The sequence below is a fragment of the Mycolicibacterium nivoides genome, from assembly GCF_003855255.1.
Lineage (GTDB): Bacteria > Actinomycetota > Actinomycetes > Mycobacteriales > Mycobacteriaceae > Mycobacterium > Mycobacterium nivoides.
Genome location: NZ_CP034072.1, coordinates 1,249,412 through 1,275,620 on the forward strand (window position 1 = coordinate 1,249,412; position 26,209 = coordinate 1,275,620).

Genomic DNA, 26,209 nt, shown 5'->3' on the forward strand with positions numbered 1-26,209 from the left:
TCGGGATACCGCTGGAGCCGGGACAGGTGTGGACGCAGTTCCACTCGTATGCGTTCGACTTCTCGGTCTGGGAGATCTGGGGCGCGCTGCTGCACGGCGGGCGGCTCGTGGTGGTGCCCGACACGGTGACCCGTTCCCCGGAAGACTTCCATGCCCTCCTGCTGCGCGAGCAGGTCACGGTGTTGACGCAGACCCCGTCGGCGGTGGGAGTGCTGCCGGTGCGGGGCCTGGACGCCGCGGCGTTGGTGATCGGCGCGGAGCCCTGCCCACCGGAATTGGTGGATCGCTGGGCGCCGGGACGGGTGATGGTCAACGTCTACGGCCCGACGGAGACCACCATGTGGTTGTGTGCCAGTGCGCCACTGGCCGCCGGGACCGGAGCTCCGCCGATCGGTGCGCCGACGGCGTGGGCGGCGTTCTTCGTGCTGGACGAGTGGCTGCGTCCGGTGCCCGCAGGCGTGGTCGGTGAGTTGTACCTGGCCGGCGCGGGCGTCGGCATCGGGTACTGGCGCCGGTCGGGGCTGACCGCATCCCGCTTCATGGCTTGCCCGTTCGGGGAACCCGGCACGCGCATGTATCGCACCGGAGACCTGGTGCGGTGGCGCGCCGACGGGCAGCTGGACTACTTCGGCCGCGCTGATGAACAGGTCAAGATCCGCGGGTACCGCATCGAACTCGGCGAGATCCAGTCGGCGCTCAACGCGCTGGACGGCGTGGATCAAGCGGCGGTGATCGCCCGCGAGGACCACCCGGGCGACAAGCGTCTGGTGGGTTACATCACCGGGACGGCCGACCCCGTGCAAGCCCGTGCCGCACTTGCCGAACGGCTGCCGGGCTACATGGTTCCCGCCTCGGTGGTGGCCCTCGCCGCGCTGCCGGTGACGGTGAACGGCAAACTCGACACCCGGGCGCTACCGGCGCCGGACTACCGGGATGTCGACCACTACCGTGCGCCGGCCAGTCCGGACGAGGAGATCCTGGCCGGCATCTACGCGCGGGTCCTGGGTGTCGATCGGGTCGGCGCCGACGACTCGTTCTTCGATCTGGGCGGGGATTCCGTCTCGACGATGCGCCTGGTCTCCGCGATCAACGCCAGTATGGATACCGAACTTTCGGTGCGGACGGTGTTCGAAGCGCCCACGGTTGCCCAGCTTGCGCTGCGTATCGGTGAAGGCGAACAGCGACTGGCACCGTTGGTGGCCGGTGAGCGCCCCGCTGTGATCCCGCTGTCGTTCGCCCAGAACCGGTTGTGGTTCGTCGACCAGCTGCAGGGACCGTCGCCGGTCTACAACATGCCGATCGGTCTGCGGCTTCATGGACGGCTCGACGCCGACGCGTTGGGTGCGGCACTGGGCGACGTCGTGGGTCGCCATGAGAGCCTGCGCACGCTGTTCGATGCGCCCGACGGAACTCCTCGTCAGGTGGTCACGTCCGTCGACAGGGCCGACTTTGGTTGGGCCGTCGTCGATGCCACCGGCTGGACCGAGAGCGCGCTGAACGATGCCATCGACGGCGCGGTTCGGTACAGCTTTGACCTGGCTTCCGAAATCCCCTTGCAGGCCAAGGTTTTCCGCGTCGCCGACGACGACCACGTGCTGGTGGCGGTGGTGCACCATATCGCCGCCGATGGCTGGTCACTTGCCCCACTGGTGCGTGATCTCAGCGTGGCCTACGCCGGCCGCTGCGCAGGGGCGGCACCCGACTGGGAGCCGCTGGCGGTGCAGTACGTCGACTACACGTTGTGGCAGCGCGAGCAGCTGGGCGATCTCGACGACTCCGACAGTCCCATCGCCGCGCAGTTGACCTACTGGGAAGACGCGCTGGCCGGGCTCCCGGAACGTATCGCGCTGCCCACCGATCGGCCCTACCCGCCGGTCGCCGATCAGCGCGGCTCCACCGTCGCGGTCGACTGGCCGGCCGAGTTGCAACAGCGAGTGTGCGCGGTGGCCGGCGACCACGGCGCGACGAACTTCATGGTGATGCAGGCCTCGCTGGCGGTGCTGCTGTCCAAGATGAGTGCGAGTTCCGATGTAGCCGTTGGATTCCCGATCGCCGGGCGCAGTGACCGCGCCCTCGAAGAGTTGGTGGGCTTCTTCGTCAACAACTTGGTCCTCCGGGTGGATCTCGCCGGGGACCCCACCGTGGCAGAGGTGTTGGCCCAGGTGCGGGCCCGGAGCCTGGCCGCCTTCGACCACCAGGACGTGCCGTTCGAGGTTCTGGTGGAGCGGCTCAACCCGACCCGCAGCCTGACCCATCACCCACTGGTTCAGGTGGCGTTGGCGTGGCAGAACCTTCCCTGGCAGGACACCGGCCCCGCCGGCGGGCTGAGCCTGGGAGACCTTCAGGTCACGCCGTTGCCGGTCGACACGCAGACCGCCCGCATGGATCTGACGTTCTCCCTCGGGGAACGCTGGACGCCCGAGGGCGAGCCCGCCGGGATCGGCGGGGCGGTGGAATTCCGGACCGACGTGTTCGACGCCGACAGCATCGAGGCGTTGATCGCACGGTGGCGGCGGGTTTTGGCGGCGATGACCGCCGACACGTCCCAGCGGATCTCGTCGCTCGATCTTCTCGACGAGGCCGAGCGCGCGCATCTGGACGGGTGGGGTAACCGGGCGGTACTGAATGCTCCGGCGACCGCCTCGGCCACAATCTCGATTCCGGCACTGTTCGCCGCACAGGCTGCCCGAGTGCCCGAGGCCGTGGCGATCAGCTTCGACGGCAGCCGCATGACCTACCTGGAACTCGATGACGCCGCGACTCGACTGGCGCGCAGGCTGGCGGCTCACGGCGTCGGTCCGGGTGCATGCGTGGCGTTGCTGTCGGAACGCTCGGCGGAAGCGATCGTGGCCATGCTGGCGGTGCTCAAGGCGGGCGCCGCGTACCTGCCGATCGACCCCGTGTTGCCCGATGCGCGAATCGAATTCATGCTCGCCGACGCCGGGCCGACGGTCGCGATCGTCACCGCAGGCCTGGCCGACCGGCTGGCCGGATGTGACCTGCGGGTCATCCGTGTCGGCGATGTCGCGGAACAGGATCGCGACGGCGTCCCCGGCGCCGCATTGCCGGTGCCGCACCCGGACGATGTCGCCTACGTCATCTACACCTCGGGCACCACCGGCGTGCCCAAAGGCGTGGCGATCACCCACCGCAATGTGACCGCACTGTTGGGGTCGCGCGACACCTTCCTGGCGGGACAGGCGTGGACGCAGTGGCATTCCTACGCCTTCGACGCCTCGGTCGAAGAGATCTGGGGCGCACTGTTGCACGGCGGACGGCTGGTGGTCGTGCCCGAGTCGGTGGCCCGCTCACCGGAGGACCTGCAGACTTTGCTCGTCGCCGAACAGGTGGATGTCTTGAGCCAGACCCCGTCGGCGGTGGCGATGCTGTCGCCCGAGCGGCTGGGCGCGGTGTCATTGCTGGTGGCCGGTGAGGCCTGCCCGGCCGAGTTGGTGGACCGCTGGGCGCCGGGCCGGGTGATGGTCAACGCCTATGGTCCGACCGAGACCACGATATGTGCTTCCAGGACTGCACCTTTGGCCGTAGGTGCAGGGGCGCCGTCGATCGGTGCACCGGTGCCGGGTGCCGCGTTGTTCGTACTGGACGGGGCGTTGCGCCGGGTTCCGCCCGGGGTGGTCGGCGAGTTGTATGTGGCCGGCCGCGGTGTTGGCGTCGGCTATCTGGGCCGGGCGGACCTGACCGGTTCGCGATTTGTGGCCTGCCCGTTCGGATCTCCGGGACAGCGCATGTACCGCACCGGAGATCTGGTGTGCTGGGGCCCCGATGGGCAGCTTCGCTACGTCGGGCGTGCCGATGAGCAGGTCAAGATCCGCGGCTATCGGATCGAGCTTGGTGAGATTCAGTCGGTCTTGGCCGGCTTGGACGGCGTCGAACAAGCCGCGGTGATCGCCCGGACCGACCGTCCCGGGGACCAACGACTGGTGGGCTACGTGACCGGGACCGCGGACCCGGCGAAGCTGCGCACCCAGCTGGCCGAGCAGCTGCCCGCCTATATGGTTCCGGCCGCGGTGGTTTCATTGCCGACGCTGCCGTTGACCACCAACGGCAAGCTCAACACCCGCGCCCTTCCCGCACCCGAGTATCAGGACATCGACCGCTACCGCGCGCCCGGCACCCTCACCGAGGAGATCCTGACCGGGATCTACGCCGCGGTGCTGGGAGTGGAGCGGGTCGGGGTCGACGATTCCTTCTTCGATCTGGGTGGAGATTCCCTGTCGGCGATGCGCCTGGTGGCCGCCATCAACACCGCTCTCGACAGCGGTCTTGCGGTGCGGGTCCTGTTCGAGGCGCCTACCGTGGCGCAACTGGCGCCGCGGATCGGCGGCGAAGAGGCTCGGCTGGATCCTCTGGTGGCCGGTCAGCGGCCCGCCACGATTCCGCTGTCGTTCGCGCAGTCCCGGCTGTGGTTCCTCGACCAACTGCAAGGCCCCTCACCGGTTTACAACATGGCCACCGCGCTTCGGATCAGCGGGGCGCTGGATGTCGACGCCCTGGGCGTCGCGCTGGCCGACGTGGTGGCCCGCCACGAAAGCCTGCGTACCGTCTTCCCGGCGGCCGAGGGAATCCCGCGGCAGTCGGTGGTGCCGATCGAGCACGCCCAGTTCGGTTGGGACGTCGTGGATGCCACCGGTTGGTCGGGGGAGCAGTTGCACGAGGCGATCGGCGAAGCCGCCCGTCACACGTTCGATCTGTCCGGTGAAATCCCGTTGCGGGCGAAGCTCTTCCGGCTCGGAGGTGACGAACACGTGCTTGCGGCGGTGGTGCACCACATCGCGGCCGACGCCTGGTCTCTCACCCCGCTGGTGGCCGACCTCGGGGTGGCCTACGCCGGCCGCAGCACCGGGCAGGCGCCCGCCTGGGCTGATCTGGCCGTCCAGTACGTCGATTACACGCTGTGGCAGCGCGCCCAGTTCGGCGACTTCGACGACAGCCGGAGCCGTATCGCCACACAGGTGAGCTACTGGCAGGATGCGCTGGCCGGCATGCCCGAACGGGTGGCACTGCCCACCGATCGGCCCTATCCGCCGGCCGCCGATCAGCGCGGCGCCATCGTTTCGCTGGACTGGTCCGCCGAACTGCAGCAGCAGGTCGCCCGGGTCGCCCGCGAGCACAACGCGACCAGCTTCATGGTGATCCAGACAGCGCTGCTGACCCTGCTGTCCAGACTCAGCGGAAGTTCCGATGTGGCAGTCGGTTTCCCCATCGCCGGACGCCGCGACCCCGCCCTCGACGACCTGATCGGGTTCTTCGTCAACACCTTGGTCCTGCGGGCCGATCTGGCCGGGGATCCGACGGTGGCAGAACTGTTGGCGCAGGTGCGGTCTCGCAGCCTGGCCGCCTACGACCACCAGGATGTGCCGTTCGAGGTACTCGTCGAGCGGCTCAATCCGACCCGATCCCTGACCCATCACCCGCTGATCCAGGTGGCACTGGGATGGCAGAACGTTCCCGGTCAGTCCGGGAGCGCCCTGGCGCTCGGTGACCTGGAGGTCAGCCAGATGCCCGCGGACACCCACACCGCGCGCATGGACCTGAGCTTCTCGCTCGCCGAACGGCGGACCCAGACCGGTGCACCCGCCGGAATCGGTGGGACGGTGGAGTTCCGCACCGACGTGTTCGACACGGCGACCATCGAAACGATGATCAAGCGGTTCGAACTGGTGCTGTCGGCGATGACCGCCGACACGGACCGGCACCTGTCCTCGATCGATCTGCTCGATGACGTCGAACACGCCCACCTCGACGCGATCGGCAACCGCGCCGCGCTGGCGGGGTCGGTGCCGCCCTCGGATCCGGTATCGGTCCCGGCATTGTTCGCCGCGCAGGTCGCGCGGAACCCGGAAGCCGTCGCGGTCACCTTTGACGGCCGGTCCCTGACTTATCGCGCACTCGATGAGGCGGCAAACCAGTTGGCGCACCTGCTGATCGGGCAAGGTGTCGGACCTGGTCGCTACGTGGTCCTGCTGCTGGAGCGCTCTGCGGACGCCATCGTCGCGATGCTGGCGGTGCTCAAAGCGGGGGCCGCTTACCTGGCGATCGACCCCGCGCTGCCCGCAACCCGGATCGATTTCATGCTGGCCGATGCCGCCCCGGTAGCCGCGATCACCACCAGCGGTCTGGCCGACCGACTGGACGGCCATCGCCTGCGGGTGATCGACGTCGGCGATCCGGCGGTTGAGCACCAGCTCACCACCGCGCCCGCAGAACCGGCGCCGGAGGATATCGCGTATCTCATCTACACCTCGGGAACGACCGGACTGCCCAAGGGCGTGGCCGTCAGCCACCACAACCTGACTCACCTCGCCCGGTCCACCCCTGCACACCTGCCGGAGAATCAGGTTTGGACGCAATGTCATTCGTACGCTTTCGACTTCTCGGTATGGGAGATCTGGGCTGCGCTGCTGGGCGGGGCACGCCTGGTCGTGGTACCCGAGTCCGTCGTGAGTTCACCCGACGACTTCCATGCCCTCCTGGTCGGCGAGCGGGTCAACGTGCTCACCCAGACCCCGTCGGCGGCCGGGGCGCTGTCCCCGCAGGGGCTGGAGTCGGTCGCGTTGCTACTCGGCGGTGAGGCCTGTCCGGGTGAAGTGGTCGATCGTTGGGCGACCGGGCGTGTGGTGATCAATGCCTATGGCCCCACGGAGATCACGGTGTACGCGTCTATGAGCGCACCGCTGAAAGCCGGGTCGGGGGCCGCGCCCATCGGGGCGCCCGTTCCGACGTCGGCCTTGTTCGTGCTCGACGAGTGGTTGCGCCCGGTGCCCCCTGGGGTGGTCGGCGAACTGTATGTGGCCGGAGACGGTGTCGCGTGCGGTTATCTGGGCCGCTCGGGATTGACCGCAGCACGTTTCGTGGCGTGCCCGTTCGGTGAGCCGGGGCAGCCCGCAAGGCGGATGTATCGCACCGGAGACCTGGTGAGCTGGCGTGTCGACGGGCAACTGCAGTATCTGGGTCGCGCCGATGACCAGGTCAAAATTCGTGGTTATCGCATCGAACTCGGCGAAGTTCAGGCCGCGTTGAGTGGGCTGGCCGGAGTCGGGCAGGCGGTGGTGATCGCCCGTGAGGATCAGCCGGGCATCAAGCGTCTGGTCGGCTACGTCATCCCAGACGCGGCCGGGTCGGTGGATCCGGCTGGGTTGCGAAGCGCACTGGCCGATCGGCTGCCGCCGTACATGGTCCCGGCCGCGATCGTGGTTCTGGACGCATTGCCGTTGACGGTCAACGGCAAACTCGACACCCGCGCGTTGCCTGCACCGGAATATCAGGACGCCGAGCAATATCGTGCACCGGAGACTGCGGTCGAGGAGATCCTGGCCGGCATCTTTGCCCAGGTGCTCGGGCTTGAGCGGGTCGGTGTCGACGACTCGTTCTTCGACCTTGGCGGCGACAGCATCCTGTCCATGCAGGTGGTGGCCCGGGCCAGGGCATGCGGTGTGATGTGCAGGCCCCGTGACATTTTCGTCGAGCAGACGGTGGCGCGACTGGCTCTGGTGGTAGGCCTCGACGCCGATGACACCGGCCCGGTCGACGAGGGCATCGGTCCGGTAGGGGCAACTCCGATCATGCGCTGGCTGGAAGAGGTCGACCGTGCCGGAGGGCCGGTCGGCCAGTTCAACCAGACGGTGGTGGTCCAGGCGCCGCCGGGGGCCACTGTGTCCGACGTCGAGATGGTGTTGACCGCTCTATTGGACCGGCATGCCATGTTGCGTGCGCGCGCTGAAGACGACGGGGCCGGAAGCTGGTCGTTCGTAGTGCCCGAGAAGGGTTCGGTGCGAGCGCATCTGGAGTCGGTCGATGTGCTGTCCGACGACGCGTTGATGCGAGCCCGGTCCCGGCTGGACCCGAGTTCCGGGGAGATGGTCAGCGCACTGTGGGTGGCCTCCACCGGCCAGCTGGTATTGATCGTCCACCACCTCGCGGTGGACGCCGTGTCCTGGCGGATTCTGCTCGAAGACCTCAACATCGCCTGGGCTCAGCATTGCCAGGGCCAGCCGGTGGCACTTCCGACGACCGGGACCTCATTCGCCCAGTGGACGGAACTGCTCGGTCAGCACGCCAGCTCGGCGGCAGTGGTGGATCAGGCCGACAGCTGGCGGCGAGTGTTGGCGACCCCCTCCGCGCTGCCCGTGGTCCGGCCCGAACTCGACACGTACGGGACGGCCGGGCACCTCACCGCATCGTTGGATGTCGAGACGACCCGGGTCCTGCTCGGCGAGGTTCCGGCAGCGTTCCACACTGGGGTACAAGACATTCTGTTGATCGCCTACGGTCTGGCGTTGACTGAATTCCTGGGCGTCAGCTTGCCGGTCGCCATCGACGTCGAGGGCCACGGCCGAACCGAAGAATTGGGTGAAGCTCTCGACCGAAATATCGACCTCTCACGAACCGTGGGTTGGTTCACCGCCAAGTACCCGGTGAGACTGAATGTCCGAGGGCCCCTGGCCGGGCTCCAATGGTCTGAGGTGCGGGCCGGCCATCCGGCGCTCGGCCGCGTGATCAAGGACGCCAAGGAACAACTGCGCGGACTGCCCGACGGAACGACCTACGGACTCCTTCGCTACCTCAACCCCGACGTCGATCTGTCCGGAGCCGACCCGACCATCGGTTTCAACTACCTCGGCAGACTGGGTGCGACCGGCCCGGCACAGTCGGACGAACTTGCCGGCCTGTGGCAGGTCAGCCGCGATGGGGCAGAGGTCGCCGCGGCCGCCGCGGCCATACCGATGCCGCTCGGGCACACCGTGGAACTCAACGCGAGCACCGCCGAAACCGATGCCGGCCCAAGTCTTCACGCCGCCTGGACGTGGGCGCCCTCGGCTCTCGACGAGGCCCAGATCGGCCGGCTGAGTCAGCTCTGGTTCGAGGCGCTCACCGGTATCTGCGCGCACATCGCCGGCGGCGGTGGCGGCCTGACACCGTCCGACATCGTCCCTGCCCGTCTCACCCAGCCCGAGATCGATGAGCTGAGCGAGCACCACCGGATCGCCGACGTGCTGCCCCTCACACCCCTGCAGCAGGGACTTCTGTTCCAGGCCAATGCAACTCAAAGCAACGATGACGACGTCTACGCCATGCAACTCGACGTCACCATCACCGGCCCGCTGGATCCGCACCGGCTGCGCGATTCGGTGCGCACCGTGGTCAACCGCCACCCCAACCTGGCCGCGCGGTTCGACAAACGATTCGGCGAACCCGTCCAGATCATCCCGGCGGAACCCAGCGTGCCCTGGCAGTACCTCGACATGACCACGGGCACAGATGCCGCCGGTGTGGACGAGCAGATACAGAGGTTGTGCGCCGACGAACGTGCGACAGTCTGCGATCTGGTCCACCAATCGGCATTCCGCGCGGCACTGATCCGGTCTGCGCATGACGAGCACCGGTTCGTGATGACGTATCACCACATCGTGCTCGACGGCTGGTCACTGCCGATCCTGCTGCAGGAGATCTTCGCCGGCTACTACGGGCAGCGGCTTCCTGCCGCCGCTCCCTACCGCAGGTTCGTCACGTGGTTGGCCGATCGAGACGTCGACGCCGCTCACACCGCGTGGCGCGAAGTCCTGGCGGGCTTCGCCACCCCGGCCCTGGTCGCCCCCAACCGGGTAACTCCAGGGCGACGTGCCACCGAGTCGTTCCAATTGCCCGCCGAAACCACCCGAGCGGTCAATGAACTCGCGCGTTCGCAGCACACGACTGCCAGCACCGTGCTCCAAGCGGCGTGGGCGCAGGTGCTCATGTGGCTCACCGGAAAGCATGACGTCGCCTTCGGCGTTGCGGTCTCGGGCCGGTCGGCGGAGGTGGCCGGCGCGGATTCGATGGTGGGCCTGCTGATCAACACCGTGCCGGTGCGGGCCACCATCACACCGGACACGACCATCGCCGGGCTGCTCGACGAACTGCAACGCCATCACGGCGACACGCTCGAACATCAGCATCTGGCGCTCAGTGAGATTCACCGTGCCGTCGGCCACGATCAACTGTTCGACACCCTTTTCGTCTACCAGAACTATCCGGTCGAGACGGTCGCGGCAACGATGGTCGACGGGTTGGCCATCACCGAGGTCAATGGCCGCGAATACAACCACTACCCATTGACCCTGCAGGCCATGCCCGGCACCGAACTGGTTCTGCGTGTCGAATTCGATACCGACGTATTCACTGCGAAGCGCGTGCAAAAAATCGTCGGACGGTTCCAGCGTGTGCTGGAGGCCATGACCGGAGAGGTACAACCATCGTGACTGCCGACGCCAACCGGCGATTGTTGTCGATGGATCTCGACGACGACGATGACGTCGAGGAACTCGACGGGTGGGGTAACCGGGCAGCCTTGAATGAGGTGGTCCCGGTGTCGGCGTCGATCCCGGTGCTGTTCGACGCGCAGGTGGCTCGTCATCCGGACGCGGTGGCAGTCAGCCTCGGTGCCAGTTCGTTGACCTATCGGGAACTCGACGCGGCTGCGAATCGGTTGGCGCACTTGCTGGTCGAGTGGGGAGCAGGTCCCGGGCTGCGGGTGGCGTTGTTGTTCCCACGTTCGGTCGAGGCTGTGGTGGCGATCATGGGGGTGCTGAAGACCGGTGCGGCGTATGTGCCGATCGATCCTTCGGTGCCCGATGCGCGCTTGGATTTCGTCCTAACCGACTCGGCGCCGATCGCTGTGGTCACCACCGCTGATCTGGTGGGTCGGTTGGATGGGCGTGGGTTGACGGTGATCGATGTCGACGACTCCGCCGCGGTCGGCCGGCCGAGCACCCCACCGCTGGTCGAACCAACTGGCGATGATGTTGCGTACCTGATCTACACGTCGGGGACGACGGGTGTGCCCAAGGGTGTGGCGATTCCGCATCGGAATGTGGCGCGGTTGTTGGATGCGATCGATCGTGATGTGGATTTGTCGGCGGGTCAGGTGTGGACGCAGTTCCACTCGTATGCGTTCGATTTCTCGGTGTGGGAGATTTTCGGTGCGCTGCTGCACGGTGGCCGGTTGGTGGTGGTGCCCGAATCGGTGACGCGCTCGGCCGATGAGTTCCACGCGTTGTTGGTCGCCGAACGGGTCAGTGTGCTCAGTCAAACACCGGCAGCGTTCTATGCGTTGGCCGCGGTCGACGCGGCCCGGCCTGACCACCAGCTCTCACTCGAACTCGTGGTGTTCGGCGGGGAGGCGCTGGAACCGCAGCGGCTTTCACCATGGTTGGACCGGCACGCGGTGATGCCGCGGTTGATCAATATGTACGGGATTACCGAGACGACGGTGCATGCCTCGTTCCGTGAGATCAGCGCCGCTGATGTGGGCAATGTGGTCAGTCCGATCGGTGTGCCGTTGGCGGATCTGGCGTTTTTCGTACTGGACGGTTGGTTGCGTCCGGTGCCCGCCGGGGTGGTTGGCGAGTTGTACGTCGCCGGTGCCGGTTTGGGCTACGGGTATGTCGGTCGGCCGGGATTGAGTGCGTCGCGATTCACAGCGTGTCCGTTCGGGTCGCCGGGGATGCGGATGTATCGCACCGGGGACCTGGTGTCGTGGCGCGCGGACGGGGAACTGCAGTATCTGGGCCGTGCCGATGAGCAGGTCAAGATCCGTGGCTATCGCATCGAATTGGGTGAGATCCAGTCTGCGCTGATGGCGTTGGACGGTGTCGAGCAGGCGGTGGTGATCGCCCGTGAGGACCGGCCCGGGGACAAGCGGCTGGTCGGTTATGTCACCGGGACCGCCGATCCTGCTGTGTTGCGTGCGGTGCTGGGGGAGACGCTGCCGCCGTATATGGTGCCCGCGGCGGTGGTGGCTATCGATGCGTTGCCGTTGACGGTCAACGGCAAGCTCGACAAAAAGGCCTTGCCTGCACCGGAATACCAGCATGTCGATGGCTACCGGGCTCCGAGCACGCCCACCGAGGAGATCCTGGCCGGCATCTACGCCCAGATCCTCGGCCTGGACCGCGTCGGCGTCGACGAATCATTCTTCGATCTCGGCGGTGATTCCTTGCAGGCCATGCGCCTGGTCGCCGCCCTCAATCGGACTCTGGGCACCGGCCTCGAAGAGCGCGTCCTGTTCGACGCCCCAACGGTCGCCCAGCTGATGCTCTGCATCGGTGACGACGAAGGCCGGCATCAACCGTTGCTGGCCGCGGAACGGCCCGCGGTGATGCCGCTGTCGTTTGCGCAGAGCAGGTTGTGGTTCATCGACCAATTGAACGGGCCTTCACCGGTTTACAACCTGGCGGCGGGTTTGCGCTTGGACGGACCACTTGATGTCGAGGCCCTCGGCGCGGCGTTCGGGGACCTCTTGGATCGACACGAGAGCCTGCGCACGTTGTTCCCGACGGTTGACGGGACGCCTCAGCAACTGATTGTTCCCGCTGAGCTGACCGAATTCGGCTGGGAGGTGGTTGATGCCGTCGGATGGCCGGCCGGCAGGTTGGAGCAGGCCGTCGAGGACGCGGCGCGTCACAGCTTCGACCTCGCTGCCGAGATCCCGCTGCGGGCGAAGGTTTTCCGGGTAGCCGAGGATGAGCATGTGCTGGTGGCGGTGGTGCATCACATCGCCGCCGACGGTTGGTCGATCACTCCGCTGGTGGCCGATCTGGGGGTGGCCTATGCGAGCCGGCGTGAAGGGCAGGCGCCGGGCTGGGAGCCGTTGGCGGTCCAGTACGCGGACTACACGTTGTGGCAGCGCGCCCAGCTGGGTGATCTGGAGGAGAGCGACAGCCGCATCTCCCAGCAGCTGAGGTTCTGGGCGGACGCACTCGGCGGGATGCCCGAACGCCTGGCATTGCCGACCGATCGTCCCTATCCCTTGGTGGCTGACCAGAATGGCGACCGAGTCGATGTGGAATGGCCCGCCGATCTGCAGCAACAGGTGGCTCGCCTGGCTCGCGAACACAACGCGACCAAATTCATGGTGATTCAAGCGGCGCTGCTGACTCTGCTGTCGAAGCTCAGCTCGAGTTCGGATGTGGCGGTGGGCTTCCCGATCGCCGGGCGCCGTGACCCTGCCCTCGACGAGCTGATCGGGTTCTTCGTCAACACGTTGGTGCTCCGGGTCGATCTGGCCGGAGACCCGAGTGTTGCCGAGGTGCTGGCTCAAGTTCGGGAACGCAGTCTCGGTGCGTTCGAGCACCAGGACGTGCCGTTCGAGGTGCTTGTCGAGCGGCTCAACCCGACCCGGTCGCTGACCCACCACCCACTGGTGCAGGTGATGTTGGCCTGGCAGAACGTTCCCGGTCAGACGGGCGAAGACGGCGGCGGGGTGTCGCTGGGGGATCTGCAGGTCACTCAGTTGCCGCTGGACACCCACACCGCGCGGATGGACCTGTCGTGGTCGTTGGCCGAACGCTGGACGGAAACCGGTGAGGCCGCGGGAATTTCCGGCACTGTCGAGTTCCGTACCGATGTGTTCGACGCCGGCAGCATCGAAGCCCTCGTCGATCGGTTGCGGCGGGTCCTCGAGGCGATGGCCGCCGATTCCACCCTGCGACTGTCGGCGATCGATGTGCTCGACGCCGATGAGCGGGCACGTCTGGACACGGTGGGCAATCTGGCGACGCTGACCCGTCCGACCCCCGGTCCGGTGTCGATTTCGGTTCTGTTCGATGCTCAGGTGATCCGTGATCCTGGTGCGGTGGCCGTCAGTTTCGACGGAAGCCACATCACGTACGGGGATCTCGATCGGGCCGCGAATCGGTTGGCGCACCTGCTCGTCGAGCAGGGTGTTGGTCCGGGCCAGCGGGTGGCGTTGCTGTTCTCGCGGTCGGTCGAGGCGATCGTCGCGATCTTCGCGGTGCTCAAAACCGGGGCGGCATACGTGCCGATCGATCCCGCGGTGCCCGATTCCCGAATGGAGTTCATCCTCAGCGATTCCACGCCGCTGGCGGCGATCACCACCACGGATCTGGCCGACCGGCTGGCCGGGCGCGCATTGAGGGTGATCGCCGTCGACGATGCCGCGGTGGCCGGCCAACCCGATACAGCCCTGCCGGGGCCGGGTCCGGACGACATCGCGTATCTGATCTACACCTCGGGCACCACGGGTGTGCCGAAAGGTGTGGCGATCCCGCACCACAACGTGACTCGATTGCTGCAGGCCCTGGACGCCGATCTGGAGTTGTCGGCGGATCAAGTGTGGACGCAGAGTCATTCGCTGGCCTTCGATTTCTCGGTGTGGGAGATTTTCGGCGCACTGCTGCACGGTGGCCGGCTGGTGGTGGTGTCCGATTCGGTGGCACGGTCGCCCGAAGAGTTCCACGCCTTGCTGGTCGCCGAGCGGGTCAGTGTGTTGAGTCAGACGCCGTCGGCGTTCTATGCGCTGCAAGCCGCGGACGAGCTCTCAGCGGGGGCCGGTTCTGAGCTCGAGCTTGAGTTGGTCGTATTCGGCGGTGAAGCACTGGACCCGACTCGGCTGGCGGAGTGGTTCCAGGACCATCCGGTGTTGCCGCGGTTGATCAACATGTACGGGATCACCGAGACCACGGTGCACGCATCGTTCCGGGAGATCACCGAGCTCGATGCGGAGGTCGCGGTCAGTCCGATCGGTGTGCCGCTGAAGCACCTGGCCTTTGTCGTGCTCGATCGCTGGTTGCGTCCCGTGCCGGTCGGGGTGGTGGGCGAGTTGTATGTGGCCGGTGCGGGTTTGGGCTACGGGTATGTGGGTCGGCCGGGATTGAGTGCGTCGCGATTCACAGCGTGTCCGTTCGGGTCGCCGGGGATGCGGATGTATCGCACCGGGGACCTGGTGTCGTGGCGCGCGGACGGGGAACTGCAGTATCTGGGCCGTGCCGATGAGCAGGTCAAGATCCGTGGCTATCGCATCGAATTGGGTGAGATCCAGTCTGCGCTGATGGCGTTGGACGGTGTCGAGCAGGCGGTGGTGATCGCCCGTGAGGACCGGCCCGGGGACAAGCGGCTGGTCGGTTATGTCACCGGGACCGCCGATCCTGCTGTGTTGCGTGCCGCGCTGGCGGAGAAGCTGCCGCCCTACATGGTCCCGACCGCTGTGGTGGAGATCGAGGCCCTGCCGTTGACGGTCAACGGAAAACTCGATATTCGAGCGTTGCCGGCCCCGGAATACCAGGACATCGATCGTTATCGTGCTCCGGCCACTGGTGTCGAGGAGCTTCTGGCCGGCATCTACGCCCAAGTCCTCGGCCTGGACCGCGTCGGCGTCGACGAATCATTCTTCGACCTTGGTGGCGACAGCATTTCGGCCATTCAGGTGATCTGGCGCGCCCATAGTGCCGGTCTGACCGGGCGCCCACGCGACATCTTCGTCCAGCAGACGGTGGCCCGGTTGGCGCGGGTGGTCAGTATGGCCAACAACGCCGGCGGCGTGATCGACGAGGGTCTCGGTCCGGTGGTCGCGACCCCGATCATGCGGTGGCTGAAGGGCCTGGAGCGTGCCGACGGCCCGATCGACGAGTTCAATCAGACGGTGGTGCTGCAGGCACCCGCCGGTGCATCCGAGGACGACGTCGTAATCCTGTTGCAGGCCTTGCTGGCACGGCATGGCATGCTCCGATTGCGTGCCGAGGACGACGGCACCGGCGCATGGTCGCTGACAGTGCCCGACCCGGACGCGGTGGATGCGCGCGAGCATCTGCTCACCGTCGACCTGTTGACGGAAGACGCGCTGGCAGTGGCACGGTCGCGGTTGAATCCCGCCGCCGGGGTGATGTTGAGCGCGTTGTGGAGTTCTGCCACGGGGCAACTGGCGTTGGTCGCCCACCATATGGCTGTCGACGGAGTGTCGTGGCGAATTGTGCTGGAGGACCTCAACATCGCCTGGACCCAGCATCGCGGCGAGCAGCCGGTGCTGCTGCCGCCGACCGGGTCGTCGTTCAAACGATGGGCGGAGCTGCTGGCTGAGTACGCGCACCACCCCGACGTGGTCGGCCGGGCGGAGGCGTGGCGGCAGGTGGCCTCGATCCCACCTGCATTGCCGGCGCCGCGGCCCGCCGAGGATACGTTCGCCACCGCCGGATACCTGTCGGAGTTCCTGGATGCCGAGACCACCCACATGCTGCTGGGTGATGTGCCTGCGGCATTTCACGCCGGGGTGCAAGAGATCCTGTTGATCGCGTTCGCACTGGCGTGGGCCCAGTATCTGGGGACGGGCGGCGCTCCGATCGCCATCGATGTGGAGGGCCACGGGCGCCAGGAGGACTTGGCAAATCTGGGCGCACCCGACGACCCAGAGGTCGACCTATCGCGCACGGTGGGGTGGTTCACCGCCAAGTACCCGGTATCGCTGGCAGTCGGTGGGCTGCGCTGGACGCAGGTGGTGGCAGGCGATGCGGCGCTCGGCGCGGTCATCAAGGACGCCAAAGAGCAGCTTCGAACCCTGCCCGACGGTCTGACCTACGGACTGCTGCGCTACCTCAACCCCGACGTGGATCTGGCCGGATCCGATCCGGTGATCGGGTTCAACTATCTCGGGCGGCTGGGTTCCCCGGCGGCGTACGCGTCCGGTGACGTGTGGCGTTTCAGTCAGGACGGCCTGTCGATGACCGGTGCGGCCGGCGCGATGCCGATTGCGCTGGCGCACTCCGTGGAGCTCAATGCGGTCACCATCGACACCGACAGCGGCCCGCACCTGAATGCCACCTGGACGTGGGCGCCCACCGCACTGGATCGTACGGCTGTCACCCGGATCAGCCGGTTGTGGTTCGACGCCCTGGCGGGGATCTGTGCCCATGTCAGGCGGGGCGGGGGCGGATTGACGCCGTCGGACATCGCGCCGGCAAGGCTGAGCCAGCACCAGATCGATGCGCTGCACAGCGAATTCCCCATCGCCGACGTGCTTCTCCTGACGCCGTTGCAGCAGGGACTGCTCTACCACGCCGGCATCGCGAATTCCTCTGGCGACGACGTCTATGCGGTGCAGCTGGACCTGGCATTGAGCGGTCCGCTCGACGTACACCGGCTGCGCGATGCCGTGCAGACCGTGGTGAGTCGGCATCCGCATCTGGCTGCCCGCTTCTGCCCGCAGTTCGAGCAACCCGTGCAGGTGATCCCCGCTGATCCGGTGACGCCGTGGCGGTATATCGAGTTGGACGCCAACGGCATTGGCGTCGACCAGCAGATCGAGCAGATCTGCGCCGCCGAACGTGGCGCAGTGTGCGACCTCGAGAACCAACCTGCCTTCCGGACCGCCCTCATCCGCACTGCCGAAGACCGGCACCGGTTCGTGCTGACCAACCATCACATCGTGCTCGACGGATGGTCGATGCCGATCCTGATGCAGGAGATCTTCGCCGGCTACCAGGGGCTGCGGCTGCCCGCGGCCTCCCCGTACCGCAGCTTCGTGACGTGGCTGTCCGAACGTGATCACCATGCCGCCCATGCGGTGTGGCGTGAGGTGCTGGCCGGTTTCGACACTCCGATTCTCGTGGGACCGCCGCAGAAGCTGCGGTTCGGGGAACGTTGTGTCGGCTCGTACCGGGTGCCCGCCAAGACCACGCGGGCCCTTACGAAACTCGCGCGCGCGCATCACACCACCGTGAACGTCGTCTTGCAGGGGGCTTGGGCTCTCCTGCTCAGCTCGCTGACCGGCCACCACGACGTCGCCTTCGGAACCGTCGTCTCGGGTAGGCCACCGGAGGTGGACGGTGCGGATTCGATGGTCGGCCTGCTGATCAACACGGTTCCGGTGCGGGCTACCTTCACCCCGGAAACCACCACGGCCGATCTGCTGGACCAGCTGCAAAGTGCCCACAACGACACACTCGATCATCAGCACGTGGCGCTCAGCGACATTCACCGCATGACCGGCCAGGACAGCCTCTTCGACACCGTCTTCGTGTACGAGAACTATCCGACCGATACCGGAACACCACCGGGCGGCGAGGGTTTGGCCGTCACCGGTTTCAGCAGCCGCGACTTCTACCACTACCCGATCGCGGTGCAAGCCGGGCCCGGTCGCGAGTTGGAGCTGCGGGTCCAATACGACACCGAGGTATTCGACGGCGAAACCATAGAAGCGCTGATGGAGCGGTTCAAGAAGGTGTTGGTGGGGATGACGGCCCATCCGGGTCGCCGCGTGTCATCCCTGGATCTCCTGTCGAAGACCGCGTGCCTGGACGGGTGGGGGCGCAAGGCGGTATCGGCTCGGCCGGACACCGGCGTGGTGCCCGCATCCGAAGTCGGTGAGGCCGACGGCCCCTATCGCCCCCCGGCCACCTTGGTCGAGCAGATCCTCGCCAGCATCTACGCCGAGGTGCTGGGCGTCGACCGGGTGGACGTGGAGGAGTCATTCTTCGATGCGGGCGGCGATTCGATTTCGGCGATGCGTGCCATCGCCGCGATCAACGGAGCCCTCGACGTCGAACTCACGATGCTCGCGCTGTTCGACGCGCCGTCCGTACGCAGCTTGGCTCAGCAGTTGGCAAACGCACCGGTTCAATGAACGACTGCCGCGCCGGCCCCGTGCGGGCCGGCGGAGCAGTCACCACATATAGGGCACCAGGCGATAACGCGCCTTCTGCGCGTACTCGCGGTAGCCGTCCAACTCTTCGACGAGCAGCTTTTCCTCATCCCGAATGCGGACGACGAGAACGATGAGGCCCGGTATGACGGGCAGGAGCCCCCAGTAGGAGCCGAGCGCGAGGGGGAAGCCGATGATCGTCAGCACGTTGCCGGTGTACATGGGGTGACGAACCAGCCCATAGAGGCCGGTGGAGGCGAGCTTCTGGCCTGACTCCACCTGCACGGTGGAGGCCGCGAAGCTGTTCTGGATGACCACCAGGCTCGTGACACCCAGTCCGAGGGCCACCAGAACGTCACCGGCAACGCAGATCGCCGCCGGTACCGACGACCAGTCGAAGCGGTGGTCCAGTGCGCTGACCACCACCATCGCCGCCAGCGACAGGTACCAGCCGGCGATGAGGACCTTCTGCACCGTTCGGGTTTCCGCCGCCGGTCCGGCGTGCTTGCGCCGTTGGTGTGCCTCGGGGTTTGTCCGTTGCAAGAAGATACTGGGAATCCACGTCGACAGGGCGAACACGACGAGAAAAGCCCAGGCTTGCCAGAAGTCGAGTGTGCCGGCGAGTGAGAACAGCACCAAGCCGAACACGATGAGTTCAACAAGCCCGAATCCGACTACTCTCGCAACGGCTTTCACGATCCTCCTGTCGTCCGTCGCGGCACAGACTGCCGGCGGGCGCAACCCAGCGCACGGCTCAACCTACCGTCGGTCACCTGCAAGATGGGTGCAATTGACGGACAAGTCATGAGGGTGAAGTGGCGGTCACCGCACGGGTTCCGGACACGAGAGTCGTGACCGGGAAATCACCCGACTGCGCGTACGACCGGGATTGTGGCGGCGGGAGCGACAGCGGACCCGAAGCGTTCTGGCAGGGGTACGCCGAGTCTGCGGTGATAGTCCTGACTCATGATGACGAAAGCACGTGTTGCGGCAATGACAGCGCTACTTACCGCAGGTATCGGTCTCGCGGGTCTGGGTGGAGCTGTCGCGCAGGCGGCGCCCACAGTGCCGCTGCCGGATTACCACTGGTGCCCGGGGGAGTTCTGGCACCCCGAATGGGGTTTCAACTGGGGCGGCGACCGGTGCCATGACGACTATTACTTCGACGGCGAGGCCCGTGACCGCGGGCACTGGCACGGACGCGGCGATTGGCGTCCGGGCTTCTGATCAGCCAGGGGCCGATTGGCGTGTGGTGGTGCCCTCGGTGAGATTCGAACTCACACTGTACGGGTTTTGAATCCGTTTCCTCTGCCAGTTGGGATACGAGGGCGTGCCGATCAGTACTGCGGCCTACCACCATAGAGGATGGCCCCGCAGTCGCCGAACGGCGGCCTCCACGACACAATGATCCTCATGACCGGGTCACCGAAAGACGCTGACAGCCCCCGCCGCGTGCTCATCGCCGAGGATGAGGCGCTCATCCGCCTCGACCTCGCGGAGATGCTCCGGGAGGAGGGCTACGAGGTCGTCGGTGAGGCGGGCGACGGGCAAGAGGCCGTCGAGCTCGCCGAGTCACTCCGGCCGGACCTGGTGATCATGGACGTCAAGATGCCGCGACGCGACGGCATCGATGCGGCTTCTGAGATCGCCAGCAAGCGCATTGCCCCGATCGTCATCCTGACCGCGTTCAGCCAGCGGGAGCTGGTCGAGCGGGCCCGCGATGCCGGAGCGATGGCGTACCTGGTCAAGCCCTTCAGCATCACCGACCTGGTCCCGGCCATCGAGGTCGCGGTCAGCCGGTTCAGCGAGATCGCCGCGCTGGAAAACGAAGTGGCGACGCTGGGGGATCGTCTGGAGACGCGCAAGCTGGTCGAGCGGGCCAAGGGTTTGCTGCAGAGCAAACATCAGATGACCGAGCCCGAGGCGTTCAAGTGGATTCAGCGGGCCGCGATGGACCGCCGGACCACCATGAAACGGGTGGCCGAGGTGGTACTGGAAACCCTCGAGGATTCCGAGGAATCACCGGTTCAGGAGAGCTGATCGGGGGGCCCGGTTGTTAATTATGGGTTTCCGCCGGGCCGAAATTCCGCATTCAGCCAGGACCCACGGACGAACCATTCACTCAACATCCCGCACTCGGGCCGGTGGTTGGCTATGTTCTACCCGAAGCTCCGGCGCCCAGCCCTTCCAAGGTCAGGGCGCCGGTGCCGCTGACAACTCTGACCCGGAGGTGAAGCGTGCGCGGTCGCGTGGCACGGAAAGCATTTGCTCTCGGAAGTGCGGGTGTGGTTGCCCTGGCGATTGCCGGCTGTAACCAATCCTCGCCGGAAGGCGAGGCATCGCAGACCAATTTGAAGATCGTCGAGAAGGTCCAGATCGACGAGAACGGTGCTGAGGTCAAGGCGGCCGAGGGCGTCACCCCGGCCGATCCCGCCGGCGATGGGAAGGCCACCTGCCCGCCGGTGATGATCGGCATGATGGGTGCGCTCAACGGTCCGGACGCCGCGCTGGGCATCAATATCAAGAACGGCGTGCAGCTCGCGATCGACAAGCACAACGCCGCCAACTCAGGCTGCCAGGTGCAGCTCAAGAGCTTTGACACCGAAGGTGATCCGCAGAAGGCGACCGGTGTGGCGCCGCAGATCGTCGACGAGGCGTTCATCGTCGGCCTGATCGGGCCCGCGTTCTCCGGGGAGACCAAGGCCACCGGCGACGTGTTCAACCAGGCCGGTCTGGTCGCGGCCACCGCATCGGCCACCAACGTCACGTTGAGCGAGAACGGGTGGAAGACGTTCTTCCGCGGCCTGGCCAACGACGGCGTCCAGGGGCCCTCGGTGGCCAACTACCTCAAGAACACGCTGGGCAACAAGAAGGTGTGCGTGGTCGACGACAGCACCGACTATGGGCTCGGGCTGGCCGAGGCGGTGCGGGAAACCCTTGGCCCGGTTGCGGATTCGTCATGCAACATCTCGGTGAAGAAGGGTGACAAGGAGTTCTCCGCCGCGGTCACCCAGATCAAGGGAGCAGCTCCGGATTCGGTGTTCTACAGCGGCTACTACTCCGAGGCCGCGCCGTTCGTCCAGCAGCTCAAGGACGGCGGCGTGACGGCGACCTTCGTCAGCGCCGACGGCACCAAGGACCAGCAGTTCGTCGACCAGGCCGGTGAGTCGTCGAAGGGCGCGTTGCTGTCCTGCCCGTGCGGTCCGGCCACCGGGACGTTCGCCGACGAGTACACCCAGAAGTTCGGCCAGGCCCCCGGCACCTACAGCACCGAGGGCTATGACCTGGGCACCATCCTGCTCAAGGGCATCGACTCCGGTGCCATCACCCGGCCGGCACTGCTCGACTTCGTCCGCAAGTACGAGGGCCAGGGTGTCGCCCGTAAGTACCAGTGGACCGACAAGGGTGAGCTCACCACCACTCTGATCTGGATGTACGAAGTCAAGTAGCCACGAGACGAAACGCGTCCGAGACCGTCACCAGGACTCGGACGCGTTTCGTTACACACCACTTCAGTCAGGAGCCGCCACCGGATGATCTACCAGTGCGTCGAGCAGTCCGCCTGCCTGGCATCCAACATCAGTTTCAACCTGGATGGCCTGCGAGACGGCTTCTGGCAGTTGACGATCGACGGCCTGTCCTGGGGCGCGATCTACGCGCTGGTGGCGGTGGGCTACACCCTGGTCTTCGGTGTGCTGCGCCTGATCAACTTCGCCCATTCCGAGATCTTCATGCTGGGCATGTTCGGCGCCTACTTCTGTCTGGACGTCATTCTCGGTTTCGCCCCGAGCGGCAACGCCTACAACAAGGGCGTCGCGCTGACAGTGCTGTATCTCGGGATCGCCATGCTGTTCGCGATGTTGGTCTCGGGATCGGCGGCGGTCGGTCTGGAACTGATCGCCTACCGGCCGCTGCGAAAACGCAATGCCCGCGCGCTGACCTTCCTCATCACCGCCATCGGTATGTCGTTCGTACTGCAGGAGTTCGTGCACTTCGTGTTGCCGAAGCTCCTGAAGGGCTACGGCGGGAGTAACGCTCAACAACCCATCGTCCTGGTCCAGCCGAAAGCGCAGTTCACGATCTTCGGCGCCACGGTGTCGAACGTGACGCTGGTGATCGTGGGCGCCGCCCTGGTACTCGCCGTGCTCACCGACATCGCGATCAACCGAACCAAGTTCGGCCGCGGCATCCGGGCCGTCGCGCAGGACCCGACCACCGCGACGCTGATGGGTGTCTCCCGGGAACGCATCATCATGCGGACCTTCCTGATCGGCGGTCTGCTGGCGGGTGCGGCAGCGCTGCTCTACACGTTGAAGGTTCCGCAGGGCATCATCTATTCCGGCGGATTCCTGCTCGGCATCAAGGCATTCTCGGCGGCGGTGCTCGGCGGCATCGGTAATCTTCGCGGCGCTCTGCTGGGCGGTCTGCTGCTGGGCATCATGGAGAACTACGGGCAGGCGGTCTTCGGAACGCAGTGGCGTGACGTCGTGGCATTCGTTCTGCTGGTGCTGGTCCTGCTGTTCCGGCCGACCGGCATACTCGGTGAGAGCCTCGGGAAGGCGCGGGTATGAGCGAGCATCACGGTTCAGAGTCCGCCGGGTCGGTGACCAAGACGCTGCTGGCCCCCGGCGACGCGATTCGCGACTCGTGGTCCAGCCTGCCGCGGGCGGCCAAATGGCTTGTCGGGGTGATGGGTTTCGGACTGCTGGCCCTGCTGCCGTTGTTCACGCCCAGCTTCCTCAACACCACCGGCATCAGTTTCGGCGGCACCATGGCCCAGTTCGCGATGGTCGCCATCATCGCGATCGGGCTCAACGTCGTCGTCGGGCAGGCCGGCCTCCTCGACCTCGGTTACGTGGGTTTCTACGCGGTCGGCGCCTACACGGTCGCGCTGCTGACCAGCCCCGACAGTCCGTGGAACAAGGTGGGGCCCGACGGGTTCTTCAGCAAGGACTGGGCCTGGCTGTCGTGTGTGCCGCTGGCGATGGCGGTCACCGCGCTGGCCGGGCTGATCCTGGGAACGCCCACTCTGCGGTTGCGCGGAGACTATCTGGCCATCGTCACTCTCGGATTCGGCGAGATCATCCGTCTGCTGGCCGACAACCTGTCCGACATCACCAACGGTTCGCGTGGACTCAACCAGGTCGCGTACCCACGGCTGGGGGAGAGCGAGCAGCTGCCCAACGGGGTGTTCTCCAGCGGCAACTCGGCCGGTGAGGCGAACTACGGCACCTGGTGGTTCTGGCTGGGCCTGATCCTGATGGTCGGCATCCTCCTGTTGGTGGGCAACCTGGAGCGCAGCCGGGTCGGGCGCGCCTGGGTGGCGGTCCGCGAGGACGAGGACGCCGCAGAGGTGATGGGCGTCAACACCTTCCGGTTCAAGCTGTGGGCGTTCGTGATCGGCGCCGCGATCGGCGGCCTCTCGGGCGCGCTCTACGCCGGTCAGGTTCAGTACGTGGCTCCGCCGACGTTCAACATCATCAACTCGATGTTGTTCCTGTGTGCGGTGGTGCTCGGCGGGCAGGGCAATAAGCTCGGCGTCATCTTCGGCGCCTTCATCGTCGTGTATCTGCCCAACCGGCTCCTGGGAGTCGAGTTCCTCGGGATCAACCTCGGTGACCTCAAGTACCTCTTCTTCGGTTTGGCGCTGGTGGTACTGATGATCTTCCGGCCACAAGGTCTTTTCCCGGTACGCCAGCAGCTGTTGACGTACGGCAGATCGGCTCGACAATTGTTGCGCGGCAACACGGACAAGGAGCCGGTGGGATGAGCGAGCCCATGCCCGGCGTGACCGAGAGCGTCGAGGAACTGGCGGGTGTACACCGCGAGATCCAGGCTGCCGAGGGCGAGGTCCTTTTGGAGACCAGGGATCTCACTGTCAAGTTCGGTGGCCTCGTCGCCCTGGACTCGGTCAGCTTCAACATCCGCCGCGGCGAGATCCTCGGTCTGATCGGGCCCAACGGTGCGGGCAAGACCACCTGCTTCAACGCGATCACCGGTGTCTACCGGCCCAGCTCGGGATCGGTCATCTTCGACGGCGCGCCGCTGGGCCGGATCAAGCGTCACCAGATCACGCGGCGTGGCATCGCCCGTACGTTCCAGAACATCCGGCTCTTCGGCGAGATGACCGCGCTGGAGAACGTCATGGTGGGCACCGATGCGCGGCACAAGACGTCGGTGCCCGGGGCCCTCGTGCGTTCCCCTCGGCACCGTCGCGAGGAACGGTCGGCGATCGAACGCGCCGCGGCCCTGCTGCACTTCGTGGGGATCGCCCACCGCGGCGAGGAGAAGGCCAAGAATCTGCCCTACGGTGACCAGCGCCGCCTCGAGATCGCCCGCGCACTGGCCACCGAGCCCAAGCTGTTGTGCCTGGACGAGCCTGCCGCCGGATTCAATCCCGCCGAGAAGGCGTCACTGATCGAGCTGATCCGCAAGATCCGCGACGACGGCTACACCGTGCTGTTGATCGAGCACGACATGCGTCTGGTGATGGGCGTGACCGACCGCATCGTGGTGCTGGAATTCGGCCGCAAGATCGCCGACGGACTGCCACACGAAATTCGCGAGGACCCGAAGGTCATCGCCGCCTATCTGGGGGTACCCGATGACGAGCTCGGTTGAGACCAGCCGACCGGTGCTGCTCGAGGTGCGCGACGTGGTGGTGCACTACGGCCGGATCAAGGCGTTGCACGGGGTTTCGCTGGTGGTGCACGAGGGGGAGTTGGTCACGCTGCTGGGCTCCAACGGGGCCGGTAAGACCACGATGATGCGCGCGATCTCCGGTCTGCGGCCGCTGAGCTCGGGTTCGGTCTGGTTCGAGGGCCGTGACATCTCCCGGGTGAAAGCACACCAGCGCGTGATCGACGGGCTGATCCAGGCTCCGGAGGGGCGCGGAGTGTTCCCCGGCATGACGGTGCTGGAGAACCTCGAGATGGGTTGCTATGGACGCAAATTCGCGTCCCGTGCGGAGCATGACGAGCGGTTGGACTGGGTGTTCACGACCTTCCCGAGGCTGGCCGAGCGGCGCAGCCAGGTCGGCGGCACCCTCTCCGGCGGGGAGCAGCAGATGCTGGCCATCGGCCGGGCACTCATGTCCCGGCCCAGGGTGCTGCTGCTCGACGAGCCGTCGATGGGACTGGCGCCGATGGTGATCTCGCAGATCTTCAAGATCATCTCCGAGATCAACACCCAGGGCACCACGGTGCTGCTGGTCGAACAGAACGCCCAACAGGCGCTGAGCCGGTCCGACCGCGCCTACATCCTGGAGACGGGCAATGTCACCCGCACCGGTGATGCGCGGGAACTGTTGGCAGACGATAGCATTCGCGCTGCCTACCTCGGTGTCGCGTAGCCGGCCCGGTATTCCCCCGCACCGCGAGCGTGCGTGACTGCCGGCGACACGCCGCGCAAAGGGCCACAATTGCGCACGCTCACGGCACTCTGAGGTGGTGATGGTAGGCAAATCGATCGCGCTGTTCGTCCTGGCCGCCATGCTGGAGATCGGCGGCGCCTGGCTGGTATGGCAGGGCGTGCGCGAGCACCGCGGCTGGATGTGGATGGGCGCCGGGGTGATCGCGCTCGGCGCCTACGGCTTCGTCGCGGCATTCCAGCCCGACGCCCACTTCGGCCGGGTCCTGGCCGCCTACGGTGGCGTGTTCATCGCCGGTTCGTTGTTGTGGGGCATGGTGGCCGACGGCTTCCGGCCCGACCGCTGGGATGTCGCCGGAGCACTCGTGGCCCTCGTCGGCGTCGGGCTGATCATGTACGCCCCGCGCTGAT

The 26,209-nt window shown here is 66.4% G+C and carries 9 protein-coding genes, 1 tRNA gene and 2 pseudogenes (1 of these 12 only partly in view); 10 read left to right on the forward strand and 2 right to left on the reverse strand.

Annotation, left to right across the window (positions count from 1 at the left end):
• Together EH231_RS05935 and EH231_RS34895 are read left to right on the forward strand one after the other, a co-directional pair.
• A pseudogene (locus EH231_RS05935) lies at positions 1 to 18,037 on the forward strand (non-ribosomal peptide synthase/polyketide synthase); its annotated part reaches 14,116 nt to the left of the window's first position; the annotation flags it as partial.
• 222 nt (positions 18,038 to 18,259) lie between these two features.
• Positions 18,260 to 18,412, forward strand: a pseudogene (locus EH231_RS34895) (acyl carrier protein); the annotation flags it as partial.
• Between the two features lie 39 nt (positions 18,413 to 18,451).
• Here the strand turns inward: EH231_RS34895 and EH231_RS05945 are convergent.
• On the reverse strand, positions 18,452 to 19,126 hold the full coding sequence (locus tag EH231_RS05945; RefSeq protein WP_090434265.1) for a methyltransferase family protein: 675 nt from the start codon (positions 19,124 to 19,126) through the stop codon (positions 18,452 to 18,454).
• A gap of 270 nt (positions 19,127 to 19,396) precedes the next feature.
• Between EH231_RS05945 and EH231_RS05950 the strand changes: the two genes are divergently transcribed.
• Positions 19,397 to 19,657 carry an Mtp family mycobacterial-type pilin gene (locus EH231_RS05950; RefSeq protein WP_090434267.1) on the forward strand — a complete coding sequence of 87 codons (261 nt, stop codon included), beginning with the start codon at positions 19,397 to 19,399 and terminating at the stop codon, positions 19,655 to 19,657.
• A gap of 26 nt (positions 19,658 to 19,683) precedes the next feature.
• On the opposite strand, the gene EH231_RS05955 is transcribed toward EH231_RS05950, so the two are convergent.
• Positions 19,684 to 19,760 (reverse strand) — tRNA-Leu (locus tag EH231_RS05955).
• 83 nt (positions 19,761 to 19,843) lie between these two features.
• Between EH231_RS05955 and EH231_RS05960 the strand changes: the two genes are divergently transcribed.
• From EH231_RS05960 to EH231_RS05990, 7 genes are all read left to right on the forward strand, one after another.
• Entirely contained in the window at positions 19,844 to 20,470 is a 627-nt protein-coding gene (locus EH231_RS05960) for a two-component system response regulator PdtaR (RefSeq protein WP_090434759.1), read from the forward strand.
• A 197-nt stretch (positions 20,471 to 20,667) separates the two neighbouring features.
• Positions 20,668 to 21,879, forward strand: coding sequence for a branched-chain amino acid ABC transporter substrate-binding protein (locus tag EH231_RS05965; RefSeq protein ID WP_164480787.1), 1,212 nt, complete (start codon positions 20,668 to 20,670; stop codon positions 21,877 to 21,879).
• Positions 21,880 to 21,963: 84 nt separating this feature from the next.
• On the forward strand, positions 21,964 to 23,001 hold the full coding sequence (locus tag EH231_RS05970) for a branched-chain amino acid ABC transporter permease (protein WP_090434272.1): 1,038 nt from the start codon (positions 21,964 to 21,966) through the stop codon (positions 22,999 to 23,001).
• Positions 22,998 to 24,200: a branched-chain amino acid ABC transporter permease gene (locus EH231_RS05975; protein ID WP_124712062.1), complete on the forward strand. Its 1,203-nt coding sequence runs from the start codon at positions 22,998 to 23,000 to the stop codon at positions 24,198 to 24,200. Before EH231_RS05970 ends, EH231_RS05975 begins: the two co-directional genes overlap by 4 nt.
• The gene (locus EH231_RS05980) at positions 24,197 to 25,051 is read left to right on the forward strand and encodes an ABC transporter ATP-binding protein (protein WP_090434278.1); all 855 of its coding nucleotides are present in this window, start codon (positions 24,197 to 24,199) and stop codon (positions 25,049 to 25,051) included. The genes EH231_RS05975 and EH231_RS05980 overlap by 4 nt, the downstream gene beginning before the upstream one ends.
• Positions 25,035 to 25,781 carry an ABC transporter ATP-binding protein gene (locus tag EH231_RS05985; protein ID WP_124712063.1) on the forward strand — a complete coding sequence of 249 codons (747 nt, stop codon included), beginning with the start codon at positions 25,035 to 25,037 and terminating at the stop codon, positions 25,779 to 25,781. Before EH231_RS05980 ends, EH231_RS05985 begins: the two co-directional genes overlap by 17 nt.
• 100 nt (positions 25,782 to 25,881) lie before the next feature.
• Positions 25,882 to 26,208, forward strand: a complete 327-nt coding sequence (locus EH231_RS05990) for a YnfA family protein (protein ID WP_124714195.1) — start codon at positions 25,882 to 25,884, stop codon at positions 26,206 to 26,208.
• The last annotated feature ends 1 nt before the right edge of the window (position 26,209 follow it).

Excerpts from the sequence above, each read along its gene's own strand:
- EH231_RS05950 (WP_090434267.1), top strand. The coding sequence starts at position 19,397 with ATGATGACGAAAGCACGTGTTGCGGCAATGACAGCGCTACTTACCGCA.
- EH231_RS05960 (WP_090434759.1), top strand. The coding sequence starts at position 19,844 with ATGACCGGGTCACCGAAAGACGCTGACAGCCCCCGCCGCGTGCTCATC.
- EH231_RS05970 (WP_090434272.1), top strand. The coding sequence starts at position 21,964 with ATGATCTACCAGTGCGTCGAGCAGTCCGCCTGCCTGGCATCCAACATC.
- EH231_RS05975 (WP_124712062.1), top strand. The coding sequence starts at position 22,998 with ATGAGCGAGCATCACGGTTCAGAGTCCGCCGGGTCGGTGACCAAGACG.
- EH231_RS05980 (WP_090434278.1), top strand. The coding sequence starts at position 24,197 with ATGAGCGAGCCCATGCCCGGCGTGACCGAGAGCGTCGAGGAACTGGCG.
- EH231_RS05985 (WP_124712063.1), top strand. The coding sequence starts at position 25,035 with ATGACGAGCTCGGTTGAGACCAGCCGACCGGTGCTGCTCGAGGTGCGC.
- EH231_RS05990 (WP_124714195.1), top strand. The coding sequence starts at position 25,882 with ATGGTAGGCAAATCGATCGCGCTGTTCGTCCTGGCCGCCATGCTGGAG.